Source organism: Formosa sp. F44 (genome assembly GCF_056238645.1).
Window position 1 is genome coordinate 105488 of record NZ_JBWDLJ010000001.1, and the last position, 11930, is coordinate 117417.

Annotated in this window: 7 protein-coding genes and 2 tRNA genes; 5 read left to right on the forward strand and 4 right to left on the reverse strand. The window is 33.4% G+C overall.

The genetic code is table 11. The annotated features are described in order from the left end of the window. The first annotated feature begins 5 nt into the window (after nucleotides 1–5). Nucleotides 6–89 (forward strand) — tRNA-Ser (locus tag AC0UBM_RS00445). Between the two features lie 52 nt (nucleotides 90–141). Then, a tRNA-Pro gene (locus AC0UBM_RS00450) sits at nucleotides 142–216 on the forward strand. Nucleotides 217–426: 210 nt separating this feature from the next. Here the strand turns inward: AC0UBM_RS00450 and AC0UBM_RS00455 are convergent. The 3 genes from AC0UBM_RS00455 to AC0UBM_RS00465 are packed head-to-tail and all read right to left on the reverse strand — an operon-like array spanning nucleotide 427 to nucleotide 4280. Then, nucleotides 427–1323 (reverse strand): succinylglutamate desuccinylase, encoded by an 897-nt coding sequence (locus AC0UBM_RS00455; RefSeq protein ID WP_475687206.1) that lies wholly within the window; start codon nucleotides 1321–1323, stop codon nucleotides 427–429. Nucleotides 1324–1374: 51 nt separating this feature from the next. Beyond that, entirely contained in the window at nucleotides 1375–2427 is a 1053-nt protein-coding gene (locus AC0UBM_RS00460) for an ATP-grasp domain-containing protein (RefSeq protein WP_475687207.1), read from the reverse strand. A gap of 2 nt (nucleotides 2428–2429) precedes the next feature. After that, nucleotides 2430–4280: a flavohemoglobin expression-modulating QEGLA motif protein gene (locus tag AC0UBM_RS00465; RefSeq protein WP_475687208.1), complete on the reverse strand. Its 1851-nt coding sequence runs from the start codon at nucleotides 4278–4280 to the stop codon at nucleotides 2430–2432. A 340-nt stretch (nucleotides 4281–4620) separates the two neighbouring features. Here AC0UBM_RS00465 and AC0UBM_RS00470 point away from each other — a divergent pair, with 340 nt between their 5' ends. Further along, a complete protein-coding gene (locus AC0UBM_RS00470) occupies nucleotides 4621–5055 on the forward strand; it encodes a hypothetical protein (RefSeq protein ID WP_475687209.1) in 435 nt (144 codons plus the stop codon). Between the two features lie 306 nt (nucleotides 5056–5361). Next, complete coding sequence (locus AC0UBM_RS00475; protein ID WP_475687210.1) at nucleotides 5362–6204, forward strand: T9SS type A sorting domain-containing protein; 843 nt, start codon at nucleotides 5362–5364, stop codon at nucleotides 6202–6204. 245 nt (nucleotides 6205–6449) lie between these two features. Here AC0UBM_RS00475 and AC0UBM_RS00480 read toward each other — a convergent pair whose 3' ends face one another. Further along, complete coding sequence (locus tag AC0UBM_RS00480) at nucleotides 6450–10526, reverse strand: hybrid sensor histidine kinase/response regulator transcription factor (protein ID WP_475687211.1); 4077 nt, start codon at nucleotides 10524–10526, stop codon at nucleotides 6450–6452. Between the two features lie 192 nt (nucleotides 10527–10718). On the opposite strand from AC0UBM_RS00480, the gene AC0UBM_RS00485 reads away from it, so the two are divergent. Beyond that, nucleotides 10719–11915 (forward strand): glycoside hydrolase family 88 protein, encoded by a 1197-nt coding sequence (locus AC0UBM_RS00485; RefSeq protein ID WP_475687212.1) that lies wholly within the window; start codon nucleotides 10719–10721, stop codon nucleotides 11913–11915. The last annotated feature ends 15 nt before the right edge of the window (nucleotides 11916–11930 follow it).

An 11930-nucleotide genomic window follows, 5' to 3' on the forward strand; every position in this document is an offset into this window, starting at 1 on the left:
TTTTAGGAGAGGTGCCAGAGTGGTAATGGAGCAGATTGCTAATCTGTCGACGGGTAACTGTCGCCAGGGTTCGAGTCCCTGTCTCTCCGCAATTAGTCTTTAATATAATATCGGGAATTAAAGATTTTAACAATACATCTTCGGGGTGTAGCGTAGCCCGGTTATCGCGCCACGTTTGGGACGTGGAGGCCGCAGGTTCGAATCCTGCCACCCCGACTAACCTAGTTTTAGGTTAAACAAAAACCTTGTAAATCATTTGATTTACAAGGTTTTATTGTTTTATGACATTTGTTTTAATTGATTCGGATCAATCTAATCGGCCAATAGTATGTTTTAGGACTAATCAGTGAATCGATTTTATATTAATCACAATTTATTTTCTAGTTCCTGGTATGTTAAAGTTAGCTCGCCTTTATTTGTACATCTTTACTGAGGCATACTTTCTATTACAAAAAATCCATCATTTCCTTTCGCTTGATATAAAGGCATAAAGATAAATGCATCCCAAGTGCTATAAATTTCTGAACCATTTAAGGTTGCTAAATGTTGTCCTTTATGAATCGGCTGAAAATTCTCAAAGCCTGCTAGCATTTTAAAATCGTCTTTTGGGTTTAGTCCGAAGCGATGAATAATTTTAAATGTGCGTTGCTTGTTAGTACTTTTAACTGTAGTCTCAATCGCTGGAGGAATTGGCTTTAAATCATTTACTTGTAAATTGCACGCTTTTTCAAGTAGCATCCAAATCATGCCTTCGTGGTATATCTTACTCGTATCACTGTCGTGTTGACCAGCCTCTAAGGTAAAACCTGTGATTCCTTCACTACTAAAATAACCATCGATAGTACCTTCTACAATATCCGAAAACCCTTTAATAATATGAAGCGGAAAGTGTTGTGCCCACTCTAAATTTTGTCCTACATCTTGAACAGACATATATGGCAAACTATCAGATGAGGTAGTGTGGCAATCCATAAAATAATGATTGGTATATTCGGTTTCACAGAGCTCGTCTATAACTTTTATAAGCTGATACATTTCTTGTTTCTCACTTGTATCGGAAATGTTATATTTTAAATTTTTTTCTGTCCATGTCCGATTAAGATCTTCGTCTATAAATCTAACTCCGCGTTTTAAAGCATTCGTATTAGCTAGAATACCCACAAACATACCCTTAATTACAGGTTTTTCATTCAGTAATTTTTTAAATACAGCTTCTAGAGCTTGTACTCCGCTAGGTTCATTTCCGTGTACGCCAGCCGTTACAATAAGTAATGGCCCTTTTTTATGACTTGTATATTTCCCTAAAATTCTATTGTTTTCCATAATTACTTCATTAAATTAAAATAAATTTTATTTATTCATTTTACTTCGGACTTAGTCCATGGTGGCAAGAACTTTATTGGAAATGTTATTTTTATAGAGTTTCTTGTATTCGACTTTACGTTCAATCGCTTCAATAACGGTAGTGGTAAAGGCTGGTAGTCCAATTTCTTCGCAATGATCTAATCCGCCAGGACTCAAAACGTTTATTTCTATAAGCTTATCATCAACTATATCTAAGCCCACAAAAAACAACCCATCTTTAATTAATTTAGGCGCAGTGACTTCTACAATATGTTGCATTTTCTTGGTGTACTTTGCTTTTTTAGCCGTGGCACCTAAAGCCAAATTACTTCTAAACTCATCTTTATCTTTGTTAAGACGACGGATTACAGCTTTTTCTCCATCTTCTTCTAAAACCTTTCCATTCATAAGAATAACACGAACATCGCCTTTAGATACTTCTGGCAAAAATTCTTGGGCGATAACGTAACCTTGACTGATTAAGGTTTCAAAAATCTGATGTATATTTTTCTTATCTTCTCCAATAAGATATACATTCTGTCCGCCTGAGCCTTCTAAAGGTTTTAAAACCATCTGTTTTCCTACAGATTCCCAAAATTGAAGCAAATCGTTTATATCACGAGTTATTAAACTGTTGGGTTTAATTTCGGATGGTAATTCTTCAAAATATAGTTTATCTATATAGGCATGCGACATGGCAAATGCATCGTTTAAAACCAATACATCTTCTTGCTGAATCATACGAGCAAAAGCAATGGCGCTATGTTCTGCCCATCTTCGGTCGTCTGTTTCTTCTGTTGGATTATTTCTTAAAAATAATACGTCTAGGTCTTTACTCGTAATTACTGTTTTTTTATTGGCGTCTTCTTGTACTTGTGTCCAAAACTCTTCAACAGTTTTATACTTTAAATTTTTTCTAACTAGTGTACATCGTAGACTCATTGGAGCGTCTTGTTTAAATATAAAATCGCCAACACCCATAACATATAAGGCATGTCCTCTCTCGTACGCTTTTTTCATAATAACAACCGAAGTCCCAATGGCTTCAGTTTCTATAGCACTAATAACAAAACAAATTTTCATAATTATATCATTTTAGAGATGGGCAAGCCCTTCTTGAGTTTATCTATTTTAAGGTTGAAATCTTCATTGTTTAAATATCTAGGGGTTATTTTAGGAGGTAAAACGAGACCGCGATCTCTAAGATCCTGAATTAAATCGATGTGATGTAATGCAAATTTTCCACTTAGCAGAGGCACTAATTCTCCACCTTCCTTTAGGAAATTACGCAGACGTACTAAGCCTTCTAAATAAATAATATCTTTAAGAAAGCCACCGCCTTGAAACATTCTTGAGGTAATATTAAAGGCACGCTCTTTTGTAAAATCGTATTGAGAATACAGTTTGAAAAACATCTCGTGAAATTCGGCTCCATTTATTAAGGCTGCACCAGCCACTACACGCCCGGCCAAAATCCGTAATCGATTACCAGACAATCCGCCTGATAAATACTCACTTAACACAGCTATTCCTTCTTGTAAGGCATCGTAATTAGCAAGTCCCGAAGCCATTTGCGTTAACGGTTGTTGCGTTCCGTTGTAATAGGTTAGGGCATGAGTCCCGATTTCGTGTTGTATAAGTGCTTTAGCATCGTTTTTACTCATGGTATAATCTGAAGGCAAATACAATTCCCCTTTAGATACCATCATGATATTTACATCGTCTCGAATATGAATTTTAGAATTAAAATGGGAGTCTTGCTCTTTAAAATAATCAAACTCCTGTTTTGCTAAATCTCCAAATTCGGACGTATCTATTACCGCACGTTGACCTTCCTCGTGATTTTCGGGTATGTTTTGAAGGATTAATTCGGCTTCTGCAATTAACGCTTTATCTAATCCGTTATACAACCGAATACTGCTGTAAAAAAAGTTTTTTGCACCACGTTCTTTAAGCATGGTTAATTCTTGATCTATTTCTGCCCGTTTTTCATCGAATAAAAATGAAATTGCAGGATCGTCTATTTCATCAATACGTAAATCATATAATTTTCGTTTTAAAATATCTGGATCTACAGGGAGTAGTCGGTAATGATATCGGTCTAATGTTTTGAAATGAGAATCGAAGAACTGTTGACGTAGCACTTGAATATTAACTGGTGCCACCAATAATAAAAATTGGTAACTATTTTCTATCTCGGTTAGCTGTTTGTCTATTTTAAACACCTCATCATGAATAGAACGTTTCCCTAGCGCATGATAATTGGTAAGACTAGAAGTGGTTTGTACTCTTACGAATTCGAATACAGCGCGTTGTATGGCTTTAATAAATTGTTCTTGAAAATCTCTAAAGTATAACGGGTACACCTGCCCTTGTTCGTCACGAAATACAGGAGGCACTTCTAGACCTATAAGTGTGGCTCCGCGTTGTTTAATATGAGAAATCTCAAGTAAAGGCTTTTCGCTTACAATTTGGCGCGTTTTTGTTTGCTCGACACATACATCTAAATTTACATTATACTGTCTGGATTTAATTTTAAGTAATTCATCCTTCAAAACCTGTAATGACACGGGTAATTTATGCGATGGTCCTCTTACTTTAAACGTTTGGCTTCCTGATGCTCCCGAAAATATTTCCAATAAGATAAATGAGCCAAAATTATCCGACATTAATGTCGTTAGATCTTCTATAAAGGTTTTATAGTAATGAAAAGATTCTGTGCCCACAACAAGGTAAGAAGCTCCTGCTCGTATTAATCTATCCGTACCAGAATCGTTTTCTTTTTTCCGATAGATAAGTAATGAGGGGACATCGTGCTCCAAAAACAGAAAGCCACCGTAGGGTAATTTTGTGACGGTTTTTGCTCCACATTCTAATTTTGGAATGAGTTGTTTTACTGTTGGCATGCTATCTGGAGACACCTCTGTGTTGGCCATAATATTGTGTTCTTATAATTGATTCTACATTTTAAAATTTTACTCATGAAATTCTTCACCTTTTTCACCGTAATACGTATGGTTTAAGTGCGCATTACTTTTTATATACCTATAGTGATAATGCTTAAATGAGCTCGACTAAATTACAGTCTATCCATATCTCACTTTAGCCTAAAGCAAACATTTATTAACTCTAAAGATTCGAATTTTAAACTTTTTTGGTAAATGTTAAAAAACTATAAAACAATTGATTACGGTAATTAAATTTGCGTTAGCAATCGTTGTTTATGCTGATTAATTTTAAATTCAGCACTTAAAATCAAACTGAAAATTAGGAGATATGACTATATTAAAATTCATATTAATTAATATTGTAGCTGTAGTACTTATGACTGGGTTTTCGTATGTGATTTCACTTGCTTTTAAAACTAATTTTAGCGAACCCAAGCGCTTAAAACAATTGGTAAATCGTGCCCGTATTATAAGAAAATCTGATTTTGGAATATGGATTGGATGGTGTTTGCACTTCGCTATAGGCTTGGTATTTTTGTCAAGCTATTTTCTCATTAGAAACATTGTTCCTATCGGTTCTGAATTGTTATATGCTTTAATATTTGGGTTTTTAGCAGGGCTACTTGGTGTAGTAGGGTGGAAACTTATGTTCACTGTACACAGCAATCCGCCACAATTTCCTAAATTTCCATTTTACGCTCAGCTTATTGGGGCTCATATTGTATTTAGTGTCACGGTAGCTGGGATGTTGTATTTAATGTAAATAATCTGAAGTCTTTGGATAAGTACTTAAGTGTCCAAATATTGGTTCAGGTTGTTAATTTTATATCTCCAAGTTCAATTTTAATTATTCATTTCATAAAAATCTAATTCCTTCTCCAAATTTCCTTCCCTAAAGTTGTGATTTAAATTATTAAGTTAGCACATATGTTGTTTTTTGAAACATACGTACTCCTAATTTCTTATAGTGCTAGCGATATGGGACAATTATGCTATACGGTTTTAAATCAGTGCGATAACTTTGGATTATAACTCTTAAAAAATTAATTAATCTTAAAGTTTGTTCATTATGAAAAAAAAATACTTAAAAAAAATTCAATTACTTATAGTGTTGTTAATAACCTGTGTAGGTTATTCTCAAACAAATATTACCGTGTCAGAAGATAGTTATGTAAGAGGAGGCGGTAATGGAGACACTAATTATAATGGTAATATTATAGAAGTTAAAGAGAGTTCGAGTGGAAATCTAGATTTTTCTAGACATGCCTATTTAAAGTTCGATCTTAGTACCTATAATTCTGTAACTTCAGCGGTATTACATGTGCACGGAAATCAGTCTTATGGAGGTGCGTTTGATGTGTCTGTGTTTGAAGTAGCCGACGATTCATGGTCTGAGTCTACTTTAACTTGGAACAATGCTCCTGCAGTGTCTTCATTAATAGGAACCTTTGCAACACCGGGCGATGTCGATGATTTATACCAAGATTTTGAAATAGATATTACTAGTTATGTTCAAGCACAATTGGCTGATGATAAAGTAGTGTCCTTAAGCTTAACCGATGTAGCAGCAACAAATGATACTTTTAGATTTTTAGATAAAGAAAATAGCACAAATGGTCCTGCGGCATATATAACTTTAGTAGGTACTACCTTAGGTATTGATGATGAAATTAAAACCGGATTTACTATGTTTCCAAATCCAACTCGAGATGCATTTGTTATCAATAGTGCTAATGCTAGTATAAATAATGTAGAAATATTTTCTGTAAGCGGAAGTATGATATTTAATAGCAAAAATGTCAATTCAAAGACATTGAGAATTGATACGTCTACATTTCAATCGGGTATATATATTGTAAATGTTAAAAATGAACTAGGAAAATTAAGTGTTAAGAAATTGATTAAACTATAATTTAATAGCATATCGTATCCATTTAAGATCTCATTTTTTATTCTCATTATTTAGAGATTAATAAGGTTGTTATAATATGGAACGAATTAAAAAAGGCTTAGGATTAATATAATCCTGAGCCTTTTTTGTTCTCTCCAGTTAAATACTATTCTAAAAGGCTAATATACTAATACATTTTTTATGTATTTATTTAGGCAGCAATGCTTACCCTTAGTTTAGAGTAGTTCGCAATAATTTTATGTTATCTAACTATTCTGTTTTGGAGATGCGTCATCGAAATTGTCTTTAATAAACTCAGAAGGTGATTTTCCGTATTGCTTTTTAAAGGATTTTGAAAAGTAATTATGAGAGTTAAAGCCAACCGCGTAACCAATTTCGTTTACCAGATATTTTCCTTCTTTCATCAGTTCAACAGCATGTTTCAAACGAATACTTCTAATAAATTCGGTAGCCGATTGATCGGTTAACGAGGTTAATTTTCTATGCAAATGGGTTCTGCTTAAATGCAGTTTTTCAGCTAAATCTTCAACCGTGAAATCTGGGTTGCTCATGTTCTTTTCTACCACACTTATCGCACTAATAAGTAATTTCTTATCTAAATCTAAAACCTCAATATTATTTTCCCAAACGTCTTGTTGAGAAGTGAAAAGTGATCGAAGTACCTTTCTAGAGTTTAATAAATTATGAATTTGAGCCACTAAAACATCTTCGTTAAATGGTTTAGAAATGTATATGTCTGCTCCAGAATTTATACCTGTAATACGGTCTTTAATTGTATCTAAGGCTGTTAGTAAAATAACTGGTGTATGACTAATTCTAATATCGTTTTTAATTTTAGCGCATAGTTCTACACCATCCATTTCTGGCATCATAATATCCGAAATAACTAAATCTGGGAATAAGGAATGGGTTTGTTGGTAAGCTTCTTTTCCGTTTTTTGCAGTTGCAATTCTAAAATGATTCTGTAAACTACTAGATAAAAAGTCTAATAATTCTGGGTTGTCTTCGGTAATAAGTATTAAAGCATCCTGATTACTCGAAGGCTCTTCTGTATTAAAATCTGTTTTAATGCTGTTAGAGGCTTCAAATGTAAAACTGCTGTTTTCATCATTTTTTAAACTATAAGCGCTGTTTTTTATCGTGTTTTCTTGATGTTTGGGGATACAAATGCAAAACACAGAACCTTTGCCTTCTAAAGTACTTACAATTAATTGGCCATTATGCATGTCAATGTAATTGGTCGATAAGGAAAGACCAATACCTGTGCCTTTATTATAATTATTTTCAGTCTGAAAAAATCGTTCAAAAATTTGAGGGAGTATTTTTTCTGGTATACCATAACCAGAATCCGAAATACTTATGGAAACATAGTCTTCCTTAATTGTTTCTCCTACGGTATAGATGTGCCAATCTGGATTAAAAATAGGCTTGTCGTTGTTTTTAATAGAAACTGTAATTGTTCCATTATTTGGCGCGTATTTAAACGCATTAGACAGCATGTTTACTAAAACTTTATCTAGTTTATCGGTATCAAAATCTATGTCTAAGTTTGGATTGTCTGATATAAATTGAAAGTGAAATCCATTTTGGACAGCATATTCTTCAAAGCAGTTGTATACATTTTTACAGAATGAGACCACATCTGCTTTTACAGGAAGTAATTTTAATTTACCAGAGTCTGCTCTCCTAAAATCAAGGAACTGGTTAATAAGTCGTAATAATCTATCGGTGTTGTTTTTAATTAATAGTAATTGTTTGTTTGCCGCTTCATTCTCTAGTGGCGATTTTAATAATCTGTTTACTGGACCTTGAATTAACGTTAATGGCGTTCTAAATTCATGAGAAATATTGGTAAAAAACTGAAGCTTCATTTGGTGCAATTGCTCTTCATTTTCACGATGCACTTTTTCCATTTTAATTTCAGACCTGAGCTTTTGTCTGTTTATAATTTGTCTTCTAAAAAAGTGTATGGATACCAATATTACCAATCCGTAGGCTAAATATGCATACCATCTTTGCCAGATTGGAGGTGTTATATTTATAGCTATTTTGGTTGGAGTTTCGTTCCATACGCCATCGTTGTTAGCTGTTTTAACTTCTAACACATAATTGTTGGGCGGGATGTTTGTAAAGTTAGCTTTCCCGTTATAATCGGTTTCTATCCATTGGTCGTTAAAACCTAAAAGTCTGTATTTAAAAACGTTCTTTTTTGGGTTTATATAGTTGTTTGATGTAAATTGAAAACCAATAAAATTCTGAGTATGATGAAGTTTTAAAGGTTCGTTATTATGAGAACTAATTTCGGTGTTATTTACATGAATTTTAGTAATTGTTGCTTTGGGTAGTTTCGGATTTTTCTTGATTCTAGAAGGAGAAAAACGAATCATCCCGTTTGATCCACCAAAAAACAAATCATCGCTTTTGGATTTTAATGCCGAAATCGGGTAAAATAAATCGTTTTGTAAACTATTGTTTGTTATGTAAGATTGTGCAACATTTGTTTGCTTATCGAACTGGCACAAGCCATTCTCGGTTGTTAACCATAGATTTTTATTACTATCTTCTAAAATCGAAAAGACTTCGTTACCCGACAATCCGTTTTTTGTAGTGTAATTTATAAAATCACCTGTTGTAGGATTAAATTTGTACAGACCTGTACCGTTTGTACCTAACCATAAAAAACCATCGCTATCTTCGTGTATGCAATACACACTATTGTTAGAATTACCTTTAGAGTTGTTCTTGTCGTGAAAATAATGGATAAATTCTGAAGTGCCTTTTTTTAAAAGATTGAGACCATTTTCTGTCGCAAACCAAATATCTTCATTTTTATCTTCAATGATATGATGTACATTGTTATTAGATATAGAAGTAATATCTAATGGCGTATGTTGAAAAGGAGTAATCTCTTTAGATTTAAAATCGTAAAAGAATACACCTAAGGGATAATTACTTACCCAAATTCCATCTCGGGTAGTCAATATGTCTAAAAATTGAAATCCTGTGACAAAAGGGATTTTTAGGCGTTCAAAATTACTTTTATTTTTTTCTTTATATAAGAGTCCTTCTCCATATGTTCCTACCCATAAAGTTTGGTCTTTATCGAAGGCGAGCGATTTCATATTCTCAATAACTTTACCATTATAAGTTACCGGAATTGTATTAAATGTATCGGATTGAGAATCGAAGCGACTTAAACCACCATCGTCAAGACCTAATAAAATTTCGTTTTCGTTTGGGGTTTCGGTAAAGCAACTAACAATGTTTCCTTTTAAATCTCCTTTGGTGGTCGATTGGTTATATCGAATAAATGAATTATTATAATCACTATGAAAAGCCAATCCTCCCATCCAAGAGCCAATCCAGATGTTTTTTTGTGAATCCTTATATAACGACCAAATAGAATGGTTTGGTAAGTCGGCATATTTTTGCTGACTAATAAGGTCTGTAACTTTAAATTTGTTTATTAAAGCAATACCGTTATAAGTAGCGACCCAGACTCTGTTTTTATCATCTTTTAAAAGACTTCTAACTTGATTACTTGGTAGCTTTAAATTTTTATTCTGAGTATCTGAGTTAAAATGGTGGATGATTTCTCCATTAAGTGTGTTAATGCTAAGCAATCCTTTTTCTACATAACCTATCCAAAGGATATGTTTATCAATAAGAACAGATCTAACTAGATTTTTTAATCCTGTGGTTAAAAATTGAAACGTATTAGAGCCTTTTGTTAAATAGTAAATATCACCATTATTGTAAAATACCCAAACGGTACCATTTTCGTCTATACTAAGGCAACTTACACGATCTGTTTTGTTGTCAATAGTTTTATAAAAGGCTCTGTTTTGTTCTGGATTAATTGTTCCAAAACCATTCTCGTCTGAAAACCAAAAGGTGTTATCATGATCTTGAATAAGGGAAGAGATGTCCTTACCAATGTTGTTTTCATATTGATCTTTTATAGCATGTCTTTTAAAGTTATCCCATTCTGAATTATAGCTACAGAGTCCATTTTCGGTAGCGACCCAAATTTGTCCCGTATGGTCTTTATAAAGTTTATTAATTCTATTTGTAGCTAATGTAGAGACATTACTTTGCGAATGGCTGTACCTTTTTATTTCTATTGAATTGTACGAAAACACACCATTGTTTGTGCTAAACCAAATAAAACCTTTGTCGTCTTCTACTATAGAAGTGACTTGAGAATATGCTACCCCACCGTCGGGAGTTACTTTGCATATAGATATAAATGGATCGTTATTACCATATAATAATAACGAACATAAGTTAAACAATAGGAGGTAATAATAGCAAGCTTTCATGAAGTCGATTTAAAGAACCAAAATACGAATAATATACAGACAGACCTTGTGTAGACTTTGTAATAGGTGGTACATATGTTGTAATTGGGAACATATGTTAGCATATGAATCATAATTAATAGTAATAAGGAACAATAGTCTTAATAATAGCTAAATCTGTTTCTTAGTTTTGGTCAACTCAAAATTCTATTAATGAAACAAATTGCTATTTTAATTTTAAGTGTTGTTTTGCTCACAGGTTGCGACTCAAAACAAAAAAAGAGTAATGACTCAGATCAATTGATTGAAAAGATATCTCAGCAATTAAACTATTTCCCGACTCTAGGGGATACCACTAATTTAGGGCCTCGCGACTTAATTTTTCCAAGAACGTTAACAGCATCGGGAAATCTTAAATTGGTAAGTAAACGCGATTGGACGAGTGGTTTTTATCCAGGTGTATTATGGTATATGTATGGCTTAACAGAAAACAACCAATGGAAGGAAAGGGCAGAACTCTATACCGCTTTATTAGAAAGTGAAAAAAATAACGATTCAAATCATGATTTAGGTTTTAAAATGATGCCTAGTTATGGACTCGGTTATGAGATGACTAAAAATGAATCTTACAAAAAGGTATTGGTTCAATCGGCGAGAACGCTAACAACCAGATTTAACGCACAGGTAGGTAGCATACGTTCTTGGGACCACAATACAGATAAATGGGAGTTCCCTGTAATTATCGATAATTTAATGAATTTAGAATTACTGTTTTGGGCATCAAAAGAAACAGGCGACCCTGTATTTTATAATATCGCTGTAACACATGCTAAAACTACGATGAAAAATCATTTTAGAAATGATTATAGTTCTTACCATGTTGTTGGTTATAATCCTGAAACGGGTGAAGTTATTTCTAAAAACACTCATCAAGGTTATGCAGATGAATCGTCTTGGGCACGTGGGCAAGCATGGGCACTTTATGGATACACTATGATTTATAGAGAAACTAATGATCCCATATTCTTAAAGCAAGCAGAGCATGTTGCGAATTATATTTTAAATATTGAAAAACTACCAGAAGATTATGTGCCTCTTTGGGATTTCGATTTAACAGATTTCAATACAGAACCACGCGACGCGTCGGCAGCAGCTGTAATAGCATCGGCTTTATTTGAGTTAAGCACCTTTACCGAAACCGAAAAAGACGTATACATAAATGTAGCCGATAAAATTATGGAGTCCCTGTCTTCGACCACCTATTTTAATGACATTGGGACTAATAAAGGATTTTTACTAAAACATTCAACGGGATCAAAACCTAAGGATTCCGAGATAGACGTACCATTGATATATGCAGATTATTATTACCTAGAAGCATTATCAAGAAAAAAGGAGATTAACAATTAACTAAAACTTAGAATT

What these genes read in the sequence shown, in the direction of transcription:
- AC0UBM_RS00485 (WP_475687212.1), top strand. Translation starts at nt 10,719, where the DNA reads ATGAAACAAATTGCTATTTTAATTTTAAGTGTTGTTTTGCTCACAGGT.
- AC0UBM_RS00460 (WP_475687207.1), bottom strand. Translation starts at nt 2,427, where the DNA reads ATGAAAATTTGTTTTGTTATTAGTGCTATAGAAACTGAAGCCATTGGG.
- AC0UBM_RS00470 (WP_475687209.1), top strand. Translation starts at nt 4,621, where the DNA reads ATGACTATATTAAAATTCATATTAATTAATATTGTAGCTGTAGTACTT.
- AC0UBM_RS00475 (WP_475687210.1), top strand. Translation starts at nt 5,362, where the DNA reads ATGAAAAAAAAATACTTAAAAAAAATTCAATTACTTATAGTGTTGTTA.
- AC0UBM_RS00480 (WP_475687211.1), bottom strand. Translation starts at nt 10,526, where the DNA reads ATGAAAGCTTGCTATTATTACCTCCTATTGTTTAACTTATGTTCGTTA.
- AC0UBM_RS00465 (WP_475687208.1), bottom strand. Translation starts at nt 4,280, where the DNA reads ATGGCCAACACAGAGGTGTCTCCAGATAGCATGCCAACAGTAAAACAA.
- AC0UBM_RS00455 (WP_475687206.1), bottom strand. Translation starts at nt 1,323, where the DNA reads ATGGAAAACAATAGAATTTTAGGGAAATATACAAGTCATAAAAAAGGG.